At 65.2% G+C, this 16,363-nt stretch carries 11 protein-coding genes; 9 read left to right on the forward strand and 2 right to left on the reverse strand.

Features of this window, described 5'->3' with window-relative positions; translation table 11 throughout:
- Window positions 1–156: 156 nt before the first annotated feature.
- The 4 genes from BSZ39_RS04285 to BSZ39_RS04300 are packed head-to-tail and all read left to right on the forward strand — an operon-like array spanning window position 157 to window position 6,307.
- A complete protein-coding gene (locus BSZ39_RS04285) occupies window positions 157–834 on the forward strand; it encodes a 4Fe-4S dicluster domain-containing protein (RefSeq protein ID WP_245792422.1) in 678 nt (225 codons plus the stop codon).
- A 7-nt stretch (window positions 835–841) separates the two neighbouring features.
- Window positions 842–2,140 carry an NrfD/PsrC family molybdoenzyme membrane anchor subunit gene (gene nrfD, locus BSZ39_RS04290; protein WP_073716151.1) on the forward strand — a complete coding sequence of 433 codons (1,299 nt, stop codon included), beginning with the start codon at window positions 842–844 and terminating at the stop codon, window positions 2,138–2,140.
- A complete protein-coding gene (locus tag BSZ39_RS04295; protein ID WP_083602933.1) occupies window positions 2,137–5,340 on the forward strand; it encodes a molybdopterin-dependent oxidoreductase in 3,204 nt (1,067 codons plus the stop codon). Before nrfD ends, BSZ39_RS04295 begins: the two co-directional genes overlap by 4 nt.
- Window positions 5,318–6,307 carry a 4Fe-4S binding protein gene (locus tag BSZ39_RS04300; protein WP_073716152.1) on the forward strand — a complete coding sequence of 330 codons (990 nt, stop codon included), beginning with the start codon at window positions 5,318–5,320 and terminating at the stop codon, window positions 6,305–6,307. The genes BSZ39_RS04295 and BSZ39_RS04300 overlap by 23 nt, the downstream gene beginning before the upstream one ends.
- On the opposite strand, the gene BSZ39_RS04305 is transcribed toward BSZ39_RS04300, so the two are convergent.
- Window positions 6,304–6,948 carry an FMN-binding negative transcriptional regulator gene (locus tag BSZ39_RS04305; RefSeq protein ID WP_073716153.1) on the reverse strand — a complete coding sequence of 215 codons (645 nt, stop codon included), beginning with the start codon at window positions 6,946–6,948 and terminating at the stop codon, window positions 6,304–6,306. The genes BSZ39_RS04300 and BSZ39_RS04305 overlap by 4 nt on opposite strands.
- A complete protein-coding gene (locus BSZ39_RS04310; protein WP_073716154.1) occupies window positions 6,945–7,697 on the reverse strand; it encodes an SURF1 family protein in 753 nt (250 codons plus the stop codon). Before BSZ39_RS04310 ends, BSZ39_RS04305 begins: the two co-directional genes overlap by 4 nt.
- Before the next feature lie 87 nt (window positions 7,698–7,784).
- Between BSZ39_RS04310 and BSZ39_RS04315 the strand changes: the two genes are divergently transcribed.
- The 5 genes from BSZ39_RS04315 (at window position 7,785) to BSZ39_RS14180 (ending at window position 16,339) form a co-directional block, all read left to right on the forward strand.
- The gene (locus tag BSZ39_RS04315; RefSeq protein ID WP_143180365.1) at window positions 7,785–8,351 is read left to right on the forward strand and encodes a hypothetical protein; all 567 of its coding nucleotides are present in this window, start codon (window positions 7,785–7,787) and stop codon (window positions 8,349–8,351) included.
- Between the two features lie 15 nt (window positions 8,352–8,366).
- Window positions 8,367–8,690 (forward strand): DMT family transporter, encoded by a 324-nt coding sequence (locus BSZ39_RS04320; RefSeq protein ID WP_073716156.1) that lies wholly within the window; start codon window positions 8,367–8,369, stop codon window positions 8,688–8,690.
- An 83-nt stretch (window positions 8,691–8,773) separates the two neighbouring features.
- Window positions 8,774–10,822: a phosphate acetyltransferase gene (gene pta, locus BSZ39_RS04325; protein WP_073716157.1), complete on the forward strand. Its 2,049-nt coding sequence runs from the start codon at window positions 8,774–8,776 to the stop codon at window positions 10,820–10,822.
- Window positions 10,823–10,831: 9 nt separating this feature from the next.
- Window positions 10,832–12,013, forward strand: coding sequence for an acetate/propionate family kinase (locus BSZ39_RS04330; protein ID WP_073716158.1), 1,182 nt, complete (start codon window positions 10,832–10,834; stop codon window positions 12,011–12,013).
- Between the two features lie 156 nt (window positions 12,014–12,169).
- Window positions 12,170–16,339: a beta-galactosidase gene (locus tag BSZ39_RS14180; protein WP_073716159.1), complete on the forward strand. Its 4,170-nt coding sequence runs from the start codon at window positions 12,170–12,172 to the stop codon at window positions 16,337–16,339.
- The last annotated feature ends 24 nt before the right edge of the window (window positions 16,340–16,363 follow it).

Consider the following 16,363-nt stretch of genomic DNA (forward strand, 5'->3'; position numbering starts at 1 on the left):
AAGACCTCCGGTGACTGGATGCGAGTGTGGTAACCCACATCCTGCCGGAGGTCTTCATCTCATCTCGACCGTTCGCAACGTCCCAAGGAACTACACCTAGATCCTATAGCTTTAAAAAACCAGTCATATAGGATTCAACGACGATGAGGAGGCGCGGTGAAGACTCACGTTCAGATCGAATCCCGCCCGTCCGAAGGTGGTCCTCCCAAATGGGGCATGGTCATTGACATGCAAAAATGCGTGGGCTGCGACTCGTGCACCGTGGCCTGCAAAGCCGAGAACCGCACTCCCCCAGGAGTGAACTACAACGTCGTGTTGGAGGAAGAAACCGGAACTTTCCCAAACGTACGCCGTGTCAACATCCCCCGCCCCTGCATGCAGTGCGATCAGCCGCCGTGCGTGGGTGTCTGCCCGGTAAACGCGACCTACAAGGCCGAAAATGGCGTCGTCATCATCGACCAGGACCGCTGCATTGGCTGCCGCTATTGCATCACCGCGTGCCCGTATGGCGCACGGTCTTTTGATTTCGGAGAAACCTACGACGTCGAAATGCAGGGTGCCGACGACATCACGGTCCCCGAATGGGGCACGGAACACGCCCCTCGACGCGGCAACCGCCCGCCCGTAGGAACCGTCCGTAAATGCACGTTCTGTATGCACCGTACCGCACGCGGGGAAGAGCCCGCCTGCTGCGAAACCTGTATCGGGGACGCCCGATACTTCGGTGATCTCAACGATCCCGAATCTCTCGTATCCAAGCTGGCCGCCGACCCTCGCGCCTTCCGACTCCGGGAAGAGATGGGCACCCAGCCACGCGTCTACTACTTAAAGTGAGTGCCCGATGACGTCTGCCGCATCGACTTCCGATCTCACCGCCGACGTGGCGGAAACCCACGACGACAACTTCCCTCCCGCCAAGCGTCGCAAAGGCCTATGGTCCTTCGAGCACTACCCCTTCCTCACCAACCGCGCCCGCGTCATCTGGTACGGCTTCCTTGGCATCTGCCTGCTTGCCGGCGCCTACCCCATGTACCAGCGCCTCACGCAGGGCCTCCATATGACCGACCTGACAAGCCACATGCCGTGGGGCGCGTGGGTCGCGTTTTACATCTACTTCGTTGGCCTGTCCGCCGGTGCGTTCCTGCTGTCATCCCTCGTCTATGTCTTTGGGATGTACCAATTCGAACGCATCGGTCGCGCTGCCCTGACCTCAGCCATCGTGTCGATGGGCGTCGCGCTCGCCTTCATCGGAATGGACCTGGGTCGCTTCGAGCGTGCCTTCAACACGATGTTCTACTTCCACTGGACATCACCGCTGTCGTGGGAAGTGCGCTTCTATCTGCTGTATATCGCGCTCCTCATCACCGAACTCGTCATCGCGTTGCGCGTGCAGTACCGGCTCGTCGACTCGCTGCAAAAGGCGCACCGAATCATGCGGATCCTTGGCACCATCGGCGTGCCGCTCGCGATCTTCGGCGTCCACGGCGGAACGGGAACGATCTTCGCGGTCGTCAAAGCCCGCGGCATGTGGTTCGGCGGCCTGTTCCCGGTGATCTTCGTAGTCTCCGCGGTCGTCTCAGGAACAGCGCTACTCATCGCAGTGCACTACTTCCAGGCCAAGGGTGCTGGCCGCCAGCCTGACTACACCCTCATGAAGCGCATGAGTGTCGTGCTCCTGGGCGCTGTCGTCGTCGACCTCGGCTTGACCTTCTACGAATTCATCGTGCCCTTCCTCGCGTTCCACGAGCACGACGGCACGATCATGGCACTCATGCTGACCGGCCCCTACTGGTGGACGTTCTGGATCCTACAAATGGCGATAGGCCTGACGATCCCAGCAATCATCTTGTTCTCTCCACTGAAAAAGAGCCCCAAATGGATTGTTGCGGCCGCCTGCATGGTCGTCGTGGGAATCGTCGGAGTGCGCTTCAACATCGTTGTGCCACCCCTAGCTGTTCCCGTCATGGAGGGTTTCCCCCAAAACTGGTACTTCCCGACCCTGTCCGAAGCGCTCGTCTGCGTATTTATCATTGCTGTCGGTGCGCTTGCCTACTCACTATTTTCTGAATGGCAGGCAGTCCACGACCCCGATCCCGCCGAGGATCCCGACCGCACCGCTGAACTGGAGGACGCCCGATGAGTGAGCAGACCCCCAATCCCGGGCCCACCGCCGAAAACACCCCGGAAGCGGAAGGCGCATCGGGCACGAAGCGCCGGACCGTCCTGAAGGGCACGGCCGCGGCTGTCGGAGGTGCCGCCGTCGTCGGCGCCCTGTGGCGCGAAGGCTTCGGCGATCCGTTCAAACAGCCCAGCGGACACGGCATGGGCGACCTCGCGGAGGTCTACACCCCAGATGAGGTCATCCACACGATGTGCATGCAGTGCAATACGTTTTGCACGATCAAGGTGCGTATCACCCCGACCGAAGGCGGCGAAGCGACGAGCCTCGTCCGCAAGATCGCGGGTAACCCATACTCGCCGCTGACCACCCAGCCCGTCGGTCCGATCCCCTACGACACCTCTCCGGAGGATGCAGTCAAAGGCATCGGCGACATGAAGCGCAATGCGCGCTCCCGCTCCGGCGGCATCGCCTGTCTCAAGGGCCAGGCGGGCGTACAGATCGCCCACGACGCCGCGCGCATTAAGAAGCCGATGAAGCGCGTTGGCGAGCGCGGATCGGGTAAGTGGCAGACGATCAGCTGGGAAGAGGCCCTGTCGATGGTCCTCGACGGCGACAGCGAACTCGGGGTGCCCGGTATCCGTTCCTGGTACAGGTTCGCGCCAAAGAAAAAAGTCATGGAGGACTGGGACAAGGTCGCCGCGGGCGAGATGACCCAGGAGGAATTCGATGCTACCTGGGGCGAGGCGCTCATCGATTCCAAACGTCCCGAGCTCGGACCGAAGTCGAACCTCATGGCCATGCTTGGCGGCGACCGGATGGCGCTGCTCGGCGACCGCATGTTCCACAACTCGTTCGGCTCGATCAACCACTTCAACCACGGCGGCACCTGCGGTGTCACCGGCGTCGTCGCGAACGCACGCATGCATCCGGATACCGGGTACAAGCGGATGTACATGGACATCGACTACTGCAACTACCTCGTTGTGTGGGGTACCGAGCCGCTGACCGCCCAAAAGGGCCCGACGTGGCTCGCGCCGCGCATCGGCAAGGCACGCGCCCGCGGCATGACGATGGTGGTCGTCGACCCCCGCATGAGCAAGACGGCAGAGAAGGCCGACGTGTGGGTGCCGGTCCTGCCGGGCAAGGATATTCACCTCGCGTTCGGCATCCTGCACTGGATGCTCGATAAGGGCCGCTACGACGAGAAATACCTGCGCTCCGCTGGCACGAAGGCCGCTGAGGCTATCGGCGAGCCCACGTGGACCGACGCGACATATCTCGTCAAGGTCGATGACGAAAAGCGCGGCAAGTTCTCCGTCGTCGATATGGGGCAACCCGCACCCGAGCCCGGCCCGGACGGCAAGCCCGTCGATCCCGAACCGATGGTTCTCATCGGCGACACGCTCACCCCGGCCTCCGAAGCGAGCGAACCGGCCGAACTCGAGGTCGATCGTGAGGTCCAGACCCCGAATGGCCCGGTTCGCGTCAAGTCGGTCTTCACGCTGTTGAAGGAACGAGTGTTCGCCAAGTCCCTGGACGAGCACGCCAAGGAAGCGGGCGTGCCCGTGGAGCAGATCGAGCAGATCGCGCACGGTCTTACCTCCCATGGCAAGCGCGCCGGCATCATGAGCTACCGCGGCCCGGCGATGCATTCCAACGGTTTCGACACGATTCGCGCCATCGGCTACATCAACTTCCTGCTCGGCAACCACGACTGGAAGGGCGGCCACATCACCGCGCAGCGCGGCTTCAAACCCCGCGCCGGACGCTACGACCTCGACACCGTGCCGGAAGCCCGCAAGGCATGGGGTGTGCCGATCACGCGTGAAAAGACGAAGTACGAGACAACGTCCTTCTTCAAACAGGACGGTTACCCCGCCAAGCGTCGCTGGTACCCCTTCCCCGGCAACCTCTGCCACGAGGTGCTGCCGAGCGCCGCGATAGGCTACCCGTACTCGCTCAATGCACTGTTCATGCACCGGCATTCACCGCTGAACTCCTCGCCCGGCGCTCACCGCCAGGCGGAGATTTTGCAGGATACGAACGCGATCAAGCTGCTTGTCGCCTTCGACATCGCGATGGGTGACTCCGCGGCATATGCCGACCTGCTGCTGCCCGATACGACGTACCTGGAGCGGTTCACCCAAGAATCGATCTATCCGTCTCAGCAGTATGCGGTCACGCAGTTTGGCCAGCCTGTCACGCGAGCCTTCGACGGTCCGCGCGCGGTCGAATGGTTCTACCTCGAACTTGCCAAGGCCATGGAGCTGCCCGGCGTCGGGAAGAACGCGTTTGGCGAGGGCGCGCACTTCGAGACCGTCGAGGACTATTACATGAAGATGGCGGCCAACATCGCTTACGCCGGGAAGAAACCCGTCGCCGATGCGCCCGCCGAAGAGCTCGAACTCTTCACCGCCACCCGTAAAAAGGCGCTCGGAGACAGCTTCGATGAGGACGTGTGGCGCGCCGGCGTCACGGCCGAAGAGTGGCCGAAGGTCGTCACCGTGTTGAACCGCGGCGGCCGCTTCGAAGAGCACGGAGATGACCACGCCAACGGTTACGAAGGTGAATGGCTGAAGTCCCGCTACGAGGGGCTGTGCCAGTTCTATGACCCGAAGGTCGCCGGCACCAAGGACGCCATCAGCGGCGAGTTCTTCGACGGGCTGCCCGTCGTGCGAGAGCACACCCGCTCCGATGGTTCGGTTCCACCCGGCAAGGACCTGCCCTTCCACTTCGTGAACTGGAAGGCACGTCAGCAGGGCACACATCGCACGATCAACTCGACGTGGCTGCGCGAGGTGCGTTCGACGAACTACCTCACGATCAACCCGCGCGACGCGGAGCCCCGCGGCATTAAGAGCGGTGACAAGGTAAGAATCACCAGCGCGAGCGGCGAGGCCGAAGGCATCGCGTACGTCACCGAGGGCATCCGGCCCGGAATCGTCGGAGCCGACGCGGCCTTCGGACACAAACAGTACGGCGCCGCCGATTACGAGGTCGATGGCCAGGTGGTGAAAAAGACGCCGGCCTACGGTCACACCGCGTCGGCCCGCTACATCAATGCGGGCCACGAGGAGCATGGCTTCGCGACCGACCGGTCGACGGGCATTGCCGTCAACATCCTGCTGGACGATGAGGCCGGCGGCGGCGGGATCTGCGATCCCATCGGCGGCGGCGCGGCGCAGCTCGATTCCCGTGTCGACGTCGTCAAGGCTTAACCCGCCTGCCCTCATCGACACCGCCGCGTGCGTCCGGTCCAACGACTGGGCGTGCGCGGCGTGCGCCGCTACCTGCCCAAACGACGCCATCGAGCTCACCGAGGGCGGTGCACGCGTCAGCGTCGCCGACTGCACCGGTTGCGGCGCGTGCGTGACTGCCTGCCCAGCGAGCGCCATTAGCGCCGAGACCGTGCGCATCCAACGCGCCGACGGGGCCTGCTATCTCGCCTGCCATGAAGCGGGCGGGGCGAGCCCCTGCCTGGCCGGCCTCGAACCCGAAGACGTCCTGGCATCCCTGCAAGCGGGCGATTCCCGGATCGACCTATACACGGGGCAATGCGACACGTGCCCCGTCGCGCCCGAATCGCGCGTAGCTGAGTCGGTCGATGCGTTGCGGGCCGCCGCCCAGGTGAGCGGGCTCGGGCTACCCGTGACGCGTTTTTCCGACCGGCCGGCGCCGAGTGCGACGCGCCAGGTTGCGATAGACCGCCGCCAACTGTTCGCGGTCCTGCCGCCCGATGCCCCCGCGGCGACCGGTAATCGGGGCGCACCCCAGGTTCGCGAGTCGTTCATCGCGGCGCTCGGGCACCGCTCTTGGCATCCGCTGTATCCGCGCCCACGGGTGTGCGAGGACGCGTCCGGCCGCTCCACGTGCACGGGCTGCCGCGCATGTGTCAGTGCATGTCCGACGCGGGCGCTGTCCGCCCTCGATGTTGGCGCGTCCTTCAGCCTGTCGGTCGAACCGTCGGACTGCGTCGGCTGCGGGATTTGCGTCGAGACCTGCCCGGTCGATGCACTCAGCCTCGTCTGTGACTTCGCGCCGCCGCCACCCGTCATCACGCAGGTGTTTGCAGCGCATTGCGAACGCTGCAATCGGCCGCTCTACCCCGGCGAAACGACACTGTGCACGTCATGTGATTCGCGAGCCGCAATCGCTGCGGACGTGTGGAGCCAGCTCGATGGTTAGTGCGCGCTTTTTAACGGTCCGAGGAAGGGCTTCCGGCGCGCCTTCGACGGCGCGGCAGCAATATCCTCGGCGAGGTCGGCGTGGGCGGGACAGCCAGAGCTGCGAAGGCGCTTTACGATACGCTCGCGCTCATGCGGAAGCTTGTTCTGGCTGAGTTTCGCGACGCCCTCGATCCTCTCGACGGTGAACGTCACCGCGATGATCGCGCGCGACGCCCGCCGCAGGTAATCGTCGGTGAGCCCCTCGGCGATCTCCCGCTCGTGGTGGTAGGACAACTCCAGCGCATACTCGCGCGCGACTTCGGAGTCGTTTGCGACGGCGAGTTCGCCGTGCAACGTCACCTGTGTGTAGTCCCACGTCGAAGCGGCGACCATGCCCTCGGGCAGGTCGTAGTCGGCGGCCGAAACGTAGCCGTGTGCTCCGGTGAACACGAGGATCGCGGGCCGCGGGAAATCGCCCGCGCTCCACTGCTCGTTCGCGCGCCCCATGTGCATCCGAATGACATCGCCGTCCCAAATGATCGGCAGGAACGTCGTATCGAAGCTGCCATCGGGCCGGGACGTCACTAGCGTGCCCGCGGCCTGGGCGGCGACGAACTCACGCGCCTGGTCATCGTCCATGGCGAAATAGTGCGGAATCATGCGGATGCCTCTCGGTCTCGTTGTTGGTGACGCGCCTCGTCGCGCACCATCTTTGCCCACAGGGCGAGCGCGAAGCCGCCAAAGATGAACCATTCGGCCGCATATCCCAAGTTCTGCCAGTTTCTACCCGAATCCTTCACCAGATCTGGTGGCGGCGCGACGGTGAGGGAACCTCGGGTGGCATCGGCGACGAGGTAGCCGGTATAGATCGGATTACCCCACAGACCCACGAGTTGGGCGCTCGACAGGTGGGTGAGCGTGCCAGGGATCCGTGACGGGGTCGACTCCTGCTCCGAATTGGCGAGGAAGCCGCTGATCGTCTGCACTCCCTCCGGAGGTGTGAGCGCCGGGTCCTCCAATCCGAAGGCGGAGCCGTCGCGCACGCCCGCCCGGTCTGCTGGCACCCAGCCGCGAAGGACTGGCAGGTGCGCGCCCGCCGCGGGCCCTTCGGAGATGACGAAATCCGCGACGATGAGGGTCGCGCTTTGGCCATCGACCAGCCGGTTCGGGATGAGGACCTGGTCCCCGAAGGTGCCGGTCGCTTCGACCTTCGCGCCGAGGTGATCGGCTTTGAACTGCGACTGCGGCGCCAGGACCTCATCGAGTGGGCGTTTCGGGGCGGCGAGCATCTTTTCCTGGGCCGCGCGGGCCCCGGCCTCGCCTCGTTCTAAGGATCGGTCGAGCTGCCATGCGCCCAGTTGGACGCACACGACGGCGGCGATCACGAGGAGGACGAATACTCCGATCATTCGGGGGGTCAACGCCGCGCGCACAAACTGCTGAGCACTGATCCTGTCCGACATGTACTCAAGCCTAGCTGCCGTATCCTCGTTGGCATGAGTGACCTTCCTCCCCTGTCCGATGAGATGCGCGACCACATGGCGAGCGTCGCGAGTTCCCGAGCCAAGGGATGGCGCGAAATCTCGCGCGCCACCGCGCCCGTCAGCGAAGACTTCGTCGCCGATTTGCGCGATGGCACCTGGATCAGCCGCATCCTGGATTCCATGGCCTGGACGAACGAAGGCGGCGAGCGCCTCGTCGCGACCGCCCGCACGATCCTGCCGTTCGAACGCGGCGCCGCGAGCCGGCCACTCGCCTCGGACGTCGTCGAGCTGCAGCACGGCAACGACGGCGATCCGGACCTTTCCGCGCGCTGCGCGCAGCAGTACGAATGGTGCGCCGCGGAGGCCGACGCCTGGAGCTCCGGCGATGAAGCGGGCGGCCGCGAGCTCCGCCTGCGGCAGTTCACCGACCTCGACGGCGCCCTCCTCGATGACCTTATCGATCACTGCAACGGCCTTGTTACGGGCCTGCACTCCGATATCCACGTCGTCATTGCGCGCGTCATCACGGCGTTCCTCGCCCTGGAGTCGGGCCGCAATCTCACCGATCCTCTCCCCTAACGAAAGGTCCGCGTCATGGCCTGGGTCATCCTCATCGTCTCTGGTGCCTTCGAAACCGTGTGGGCGGTTGCGCTCGCCAAGACCGAAGGCTTCACGAAGCTCCTCCCGATGGTCTGGTTCGCCGTCGGCGCGATCATCTCTATGGGCGGGCTCGGCCTCGCTTTGCGCTCCATTCCCGTCGGCACCGGCTATGCCGTGTGGGTCGCGGTCGGCGCTGTTACGACCCTTGCCTACTCCGTCTCGACGGGCGCGGAAAGCCTTACCGTCGCCAAGGCATTCCTCGTGCTCGGGATCATCGCGTGTGTGGCGGGGCTCAACGTTTTGTCCGACGCAAAGTAGGACCTTACGGGCCCTCGTCGGGTGTTTTCGCCTATTAGGGTGGAAGAGCAATGATCGTCGACGCCCAGGAGTGAGCTCTCCCCATGGCTAACAGCATCTACATCGCCTCCCCGGAGGGTGAGACCGGTAAATCAACCGTCGCTCTCGGCCTCGTCGATATGTTCACCAAGACCGCGGGCAAGGTCGGAATCTACCGGCCGGTCGTTCGCTCCGGCGAGCCGGACGCTCTCGTTGAACTGCTCATCGAACGCGACAGCGCTGATCTGACCTACGACGACGTCGTCGGCATTACCTACGAAGATCTGCACGAGGATCCCGAAGCCGCCCTGTCGACTATCGTCCAGAAGTACCGCGAAGTCGAGTCCAAGTGCGACCTCGTCGTCATCATCGGCTCCGACTACACCGACGTCGCCGGTTCCGCCGAACTCGCCTTCAACGCCCGGGTCGCCGCCAACCTTGGCGCGCCCGTCCTGCTCACCGTGCGAGGCGCGCGCCGCACCCCCGATGAGATCCGCCAGGTCGCCGAACTCGGCGTCTCCGAAATCACCGCGGGCCACGCCTCGGTCGTTGGCGTCATCGCCAACCGCGCCGATGGTGACGAGGCCGAGATCCGCGCCGCGCTCGGCGATGCCCTGCCCGTGTGGATCATCCCCGAACATCCCCTACTGTCCGCGCCGACCGTCGGCGACCTCAAGGAGGCCCTGGGCGGCACCGTCTTGTCGGGCGATGAGGCGCTGTTCGATCGCGAAGCCGAATCCCTCCTCGTGTGCGGGATGGGGGTCGAACACATCCTCGAACGCCTCGCCGAAGGCCAGGTCGCGATCGCGGCCGGCGACCGCTCCGAACTCCTGATCTCGCTGCTCGCTGCCCACGCTGCAGAGGGCTTCCCGTCGCTCGCGGGCATCATCTTGAACGGCGGCTACCAGCCCGCCGAGATCGTCACCGAGCTCGTCTCCGGCTTCGCCTCGCGCCTGCCGATCATCACGTGCGATACGAACACGTACGAAACCGCGCAGATCGTCGCGACCACGCGCGGGGGCCTGACCACCCGCACCCAGCGCAAGATCGACACGACACTGCAGCTGACCGAAAAGCATCTGCCCACAAACGAGCTGGCGAAGCTCCTGGAGGTCGCCGAATCCTCCGTCGTCACCCCGCTCATGTTCGAAGCCGAACTGCTCGATCGAGCCAAGCGCGCGAACAAGCACATCGTGCTGCCCGAGGGCAAGGACGACCGTATCCTGCGCGCTGCCTCGACGCTGCTGGCCCGCGGCACCGCGCGCCTGACCATCCTCGGCCAGGAAGCCCCCATACGCGCCCGCGCCGCCGAGCTTGGCCTCGCGATCGACGACGCGAGAATCCTCGACCCGACGATGTCGGACTACCTCGAGGAGTTCGCCGCCGAATACACGCGGCTGCGCGCTCACAAGGGCATGACCGAGGACCGCGCCAAGGAGATCGTGCGAGACGTGTCCTACTTCGGCACGCTCATGGTCCACCTCGGCTACGCCGACGGCATGGTCTCCGGTGCCACCCACACGACGGCCCACACGATCAAGCCGTCCTTCGAGATCATCAAGACCTCTCCCGGCACCTCGATCGTGTCTTCGGTGTTCCTCATGCTGCTGGCCGACCGCGTCCTCGTGTACGGGGACTGCGCCGTCAATCCCGACCCGAGCGCGGCCCAGCTCGCCGATATCGCGATCTCCTCGGCGGCCACCGCCGAACAGTTCGGGATCGATCCGCGCGTCGCGATGCTCTCCTACTCAACGGGCAGCTCCGGGTTCGGCGCCGACGTGGACAAGGTCCGCGAAGCCACCGAGATTGTGCGTGAACGCGCCCCCGAGCTCCTCGTCGAGGGTCCGATCCAGTACGACGCCGCCGTCGACGCGGCGGTCGCCTCCACCAAGATGCCCGACTCGAAAGTCGCGGGCCGCGCGACCGTGTTCGTGTTCCCGGACCTCAACACCGGCAACAACACGTACAAGGCGGTCCAGCGCTCGGCGGGCGCCGTCGCCGTTGGACCGGTCCTGCAGGGGCTGAACAAGCCCGTCAACGACCTTTCGCGCGGCGCACTCGTGCACGACATCGTCAACACCGTGGCCATCACGGCCATCCAGGCCGAAGGCTAGGAGATTTGTATGAACCAGACTGTCCTCGTCGTTAACTCCGGATCGTCCTCGATCAAATACCAGCTGGTCGACCCGGCCGACGGCCACGCCATCGCCTCCGGTCTCGTCGAGCGTATCGGAGAAGGCTCCTCGCTGCTGCGCCATACCTATGGCGAAAACAAGATCGAAGAAGACAACCCGATCCAGGACCATGCCATGGGCCTGGAGCGCGTCCTCGACCTCTTCAGCTCGATCGGCCCGAATCTGCACGAGTCGAACGTCGTCGCCGTCGGCCACCGCGTGGTCCAGGGCGGCGCCTTCTTCGACCGCGCGACCGTCGTCGATAGCGACGTGCTGCGCACGATCGAGGCCCTCGTGCCGCTCGCGCCCCTGCACAACTCGGCCAACCTCACCGGCATCAAGGTCGCCCAGCGCCTCCTGCCGAACGTGCCGCACGTCGTCGTGTTCGATACCGCGTTCTTCCAATCGCTGCCCGCCGCCTCCGCGACGTACGCGCTGGACCGCGAGGTCGCACGCAAGTACGCGATCCGCCGCTACGGCGCGCACGGCACGAGCCACCAGTACGTCTCCAAGACGGTGGCCGACCACCTCGGCCGGATGGACCTCAAGCAGATCGTGCTGCACCTTGGCAACGGCGCCTCCGCCTCCGCTGTCGATGCCGGCCGCGCGGTCGATACCTCCATGGGTCTGACCCCCCTGGAGGGCTTGGTCATGGGCACCCGAACCGGCGACATCGATCCCGCCGCGGTCTTCCACCTGGCTCGCAATGCGCACATGTCGATCGACGACATCGACAACCTGCTCAACAAGCGCTCGGGCATGAAGGGCCTGACCGGCCAGAACGATCTGCGCATCGTCCACTCGATGGCCGAAGCGGGCGACCGCAACGCGCGCGTCGGGCTCGCCGTCTACGCCCACCGGATCAAGAAGTACATCGGCTCCTACGCCGCCGTCCTCGGCGGCTTGGACGTCATCACGTTCACCGCGGGCGTCGGTGAGAACGATGCGAAGATGCGCGAGATGGCGACCGAGGGCCTGGAGTTCCTTGGCATCAAGCTCGACCATTCCCGCAACCGCGCCTCGGGCCGCGGAATCCGCGAGATCTCTCGCGACTCTTCCAAGGTCAAGGTCCTCGTTGTTCCGACCAACGAGGAATGGGAGATCGCGCGCCAGGCGGTCGCCGCGATTTAACCCAACTGGTCGAACCTGTTCGAGTCATCGGCCAAAAGTCCCGGCATTGTCGAAAAATGCCGGGTCTTTCCGCTGTTTTGGTATTCCCATTCTCCTTGCCGCACAGTTTCGAACGCATATACTCAAATTCAATCGCACCTACTCAACGATGAGGAAATGATGAAGAGAATTGCGGCACTGATGCTCACCAGCTCGCTGGCATTGTTCACCGCAGCGGCCCCGCTGTCGTTGCCAGCCCAGGCGGATACCGCCCAACAGGGCTACACCTACCCGAAGGCCTCCCTCGCCTTCCCCGGCAATGACGGCAAGCCCCACAAGGTCACGTACGACAAGCACTCGTTCATGGTCGACGGCGAGCGCCTGAACATCTGGTCCGGCGAGATCCACCACTGGCGCATCCCCGACGTCAACGGCTGGCGCGACCTGTTCCAAAAGATGCGCGCCAACGGCTATAACGCCGTCTCCCTCTACTTCTTCTGGGGCCTACACCAGGCCGAGAAGGGCGGCGACTTCGACTTCAGCCCCGGCTCGATCAAAGACCTCGACCTGCTGCTCACGATGGCGGCCGAAGAGGGCCTGTACGTCATCGCGCGCCCCGGCCCCTACGTCAACGCAGAAATCTCGATGGGCGGCCTGCCCGCCTGGATGACGAACGAATCCGGCCGACTGCGCTCCACCGATCCCGAGGTCCTCAAGGCCTCCAAGGAGTGGCTCCACGCCTTTAACCAGATCGCGAAAAAGCATCTCGTCACCGACGGCGGCGGCTCAATCGTCATGTACCAGGTCGAAAACGAACTGCTGAGCGAGGGTGCGGGCCGCAGCGACTTCCTGCGCGAGCTCGTCACCCAGGTGAAATCCGATGGCATCACCGTCCCGCTGTTCCACAACGACTACAACCTTGGCGGCCGGTTTAAGGACGTGAAGAAGTTCGGTACGGACTTCTACGCCTACGACAGCTACCCCGTGGGCTTTAACTGCTCGGCACCCCGCAACCAGATCGCCGACTCGGAAGCGCAGTTCCGCAACTTCGCGCCCGACACCCCGCACTTCATCACCGAGTCCCAAGGCGGCGCCTTCACCCCGTGGGGCGCGACCTATAACGCGTCCGACTGCTACTCCTACACTGATGAGGCCTTCACCCGGCAGTGGGGCGTGAACAACATCGGCAACGGCGTGACCGCGTTCAACTTCTACATGGCCTTCGGTGGCACGAACTGGGGCTGGACCGGCTCGCCCTCCTCGGGATTCACGTCCTATGACTACGGCGCCGGAATCACCGAAGACCGGACGCTCACAGCCAAGGCCAGCGTCCAAAAGGAAATCGGCTACTACCAAAAAGCCGTGCCCGAACTCGCCCAGATGGATCCCGGCAAGGATCCGAAGCTCTCGGCCTCCGGGCTGGGCGCGCGCGCCTACCTGCGGCAAGCGATCACCCCCGACGGCTCCGCGACGGGCAACGGCGTGCGCTCGATTGCGATGCGACTGAAGAACTCCAACTCGACCGCGAAGACTGCCTTCACGATGCCGCTCGTGCTGGGCGCGGCTGACGGCGCCGAGGACGAAGGGTTCTCCCACGATGACCGCAACAGCGCGATCACGTACACCGGATCCTGGCAGGACGTGGCCGACGGTACCGCGGCGGCAGGCACGCTCAAGCGTTCGACGACGGCCGGTGACAAGGCCACGTTGAAGTTCACGGGCACGGGCGCCCGCGTCATCATCGGCACCGGGACCGACCACGGCGACTTCACCGTCCAGGTCGATGACCGCGAACCCGTCACCGTGACCAAAGGCCACGTCGATACCGAACAGAACAAGCCCGCCCAGCTCGAAGCCTTCGCCATCAACGGGCTGAGTGCAGGCGAGCACACGATCACCGTGACCAATACGGGCACGGCCGAGCGCTCCGTCGTCTCCCTCGACGCCTTCGACATCACCGACGAGACCGATAAGCCGGTGACCGTAAACGACTCCCAAACCGATGCCATCACCTTCACCGGCTCGTGGGAATACGCCACCGGCAAGCCGTGGACGGCCGGCGATATCGGCGGCGATGAAACGTTTTCCAAGACCAAGGGCGACTCGTATACCTTCACCTTCGAAGGCGTCGGCTTCGATCTCATCGCACCGTTCTCCCAAAACCACGGCAGCGCGACCGTCGTCGTCGACGGCACCGAGGTCGGCAAGACCAAGGAGACCGTGACGGGCGACGCGCAGCCGCAGCAGGTCGTACACTCCTGGCGCGCTCCGAAGGACGCTGCCCCGGCCAAGCACACGGTCACGGTCACGGTCGACGGCCAGCCCTTCCCCGGCTCCTCGGACGCCTTCGTGTCCCTGGACGCGGTCCGATACTTCCCCACCCAGGCCTCGCTCGACGCGGACGCCGGTGGCCCCAAGGAGGGCGAGATCGGCTGGGCGAAGGTGCCGCAAAAGGAGGGCACGAGCCTCGTGGTCGATGGCCGCGACGGCCTGCTGCTGACGGCCGACAAAAAGGTCGCCGGCCACGACATGTACTACACGACCTCCCAGCTCTTCGGCGCTCCGGTGACGACGGATGCGGGCGCGACCCAGTACCTCGTCGCGGCCACCGGCGCGGACGGCGAGACCGTCCTGCACTACGCTAAGCGCCCCCGCGTCACGGGCGATGTTGAACAGACCTGGGATGCGGAAACCGGCCAGCTGCGCCTCAACTACACGCATGCAAAGAGCCCGCGCGATATCACGATCGATGACGGCAATGCCCCACTCACGCTTCGGGTGATCGACCGCCCGAGCGCCGTGACGACGTGGCTGATCGACGGCATGAAGGACGGTACCCTTGTCACGACCGCCGTCGAAGGCGTCGAGCTCGCGCGTACCGCGCACTATGAGGGCGCCGCCCTGAAGCTCACGGGCTCCGCGGCGAGCGCCGGCAACATCCGTGTGCTCGCCCCGAAGGGCGTTGCCAGCGTGACCTTCAACGGTGCCAAGCTTGGCGCGGTCACCGATGGTGTCGCGACCGGAGCGATCCCCGGCCCCGCCGAGATCAAGCCGGTCAAGCTCTCGTTCGTGAGCGCCTCCGATAACGCCGAGGCCGCCGTCGATTTCGACGATACGGCCTGGCGCGTCGCGAACGACACCACGGCAGCGAACCCGAGCAAGCAGGGCCCCGGCCTGTCGCAGGGCGTCGTGCTCGATTCCAACCACTACGGCGCCTACGAAGGCTCCGTGTGGTACCGCGCCCACTACACGGCGGCGAGCAACGACCCGACCTTCACCTTCACCGGTAACGGCGGCTCCGGCGTCCCGGCCCAGGGCAAGAACCCCGCGTTCATGCAGGTGTGGGTCAACGGCACGTATGCCGGCGCGCTCCCGGCGACCGGTACCGCCCGCACTATCGCGGCCCCGAAGGGCGCCGTCAAGGCCGGCGAAGACGTCGTCGTCGCGGTCCTCGTGAACAACCTCGGTCAGAACCTCGACTGGTCAGACGATGGCCTGTCGAAGCAGAACCGCGGCCTGTTCGATGCGACCCTCAACAACGATGGCAAGGTGACGTGGCGAATCATGGGCGCGACACCCAAGGGCGCGGCCAAGAGCGCACTGAACCCTTCCGGCACGCTGTACAACAACGGCGGCCTCGGCGGCGAGTTCGCCGGCTGGCACACGCCGCAGTTCGATGACGCGTCCTGGAAGGCCGCCGACTCGTTGCACTCCCCCGCGGGCGTCACCTGGTACCGCGCGAAGGTCAACCTTTCCGTCCCCGACGGCCAGGACACGGCCTTCCGCCTCGATATCAACTCGCAGCGAGCACCCAAGGGCGATAAGGCTCAGGCGACGATCTTCGTCAACGGCTGGAACACCGGCGTCTACATTGGCGACATCGGCCCGCAGACATCGTTCACCGTCCCGAGCGCGTTCTTGAACCCGCAGGGGGAGAACGTCATCGCGATCGCCGTCGCCGCGAAGGAAGACGGGATGGGACCGGAGAGCGTGACACTGCGCGCGATCCATTCGACGACGCTCCCGGTCGTCGCCGAGACCCCAGACCCGGAGCCGACGGAAGAGCCGACCGCTGAGCCCACCGAGGAACCGACAGTCGCCCCGACCCAGGAACCGACGGGTGAGCCCACACTCGCCCCGACGGACGAGCCCACCGGCAGCCCCACCGAGGCGCCCACGAAGGCCCCGACGGATGGCCCTACTGCGGCGCCGTCACCGAGCGCGCCCGGAGGCCTGCCCATCACGGGCGCGCAGGGCACGATGACGCTCGTCGGGGTCTCTGCCCTCGCCCTCGCCCTCGCGGCAGCCGCGGGCCTGCTCTACTGGCGTCGCCGAGCGGCTCTGTAGATCACCTATCCCTGGGGCGGCGCT

This window comes from Bowdeniella nasicola (assembly GCF_001907295.1).
Lineage (GTDB): Bacteria > Actinomycetota > Actinomycetes > Actinomycetales > Actinomycetaceae > Bowdeniella > Bowdeniella nasicola.

Excerpts from the sequence above, each read along its gene's own strand:
- BSZ39_RS04310 (WP_073716154.1), bottom strand. The coding sequence starts at position 7,697 with ATGATCGGAGTATTCGTCCTCCTCGTGATCGCCGCCGTCGTGTGCGTC.
- BSZ39_RS04330 (WP_073716158.1), top strand. The coding sequence starts at position 10,832 with ATGAACCAGACTGTCCTCGTCGTTAACTCCGGATCGTCCTCGATCAAA.
- nrfD (WP_073716151.1), top strand. The coding sequence starts at position 842 with ATGACGTCTGCCGCATCGACTTCCGATCTCACCGCCGACGTGGCGGAA.
- BSZ39_RS04305 (WP_073716153.1), bottom strand. The coding sequence starts at position 6,948 with ATGATTCCGCACTATTTCGCCATGGACGATGACCAGGCGCGTGAGTTC.
- pta (WP_073716157.1), top strand. The coding sequence starts at position 8,774 with ATGGCTAACAGCATCTACATCGCCTCCCCGGAGGGTGAGACCGGTAAA.
- BSZ39_RS04320 (WP_073716156.1), top strand. The coding sequence starts at position 8,367 with ATGGCCTGGGTCATCCTCATCGTCTCTGGTGCCTTCGAAACCGTGTGG.
- BSZ39_RS14180 (WP_073716159.1), top strand. The coding sequence starts at position 12,170 with ATGATGAAGAGAATTGCGGCACTGATGCTCACCAGCTCGCTGGCATTG.
- BSZ39_RS04295 (WP_083602933.1), top strand. The coding sequence starts at position 2,137 with ATGAGTGAGCAGACCCCCAATCCCGGGCCCACCGCCGAAAACACCCCG.
- BSZ39_RS04315 (WP_143180365.1), top strand. The coding sequence starts at position 7,785 with ATGAGTGACCTTCCTCCCCTGTCCGATGAGATGCGCGACCACATGGCG.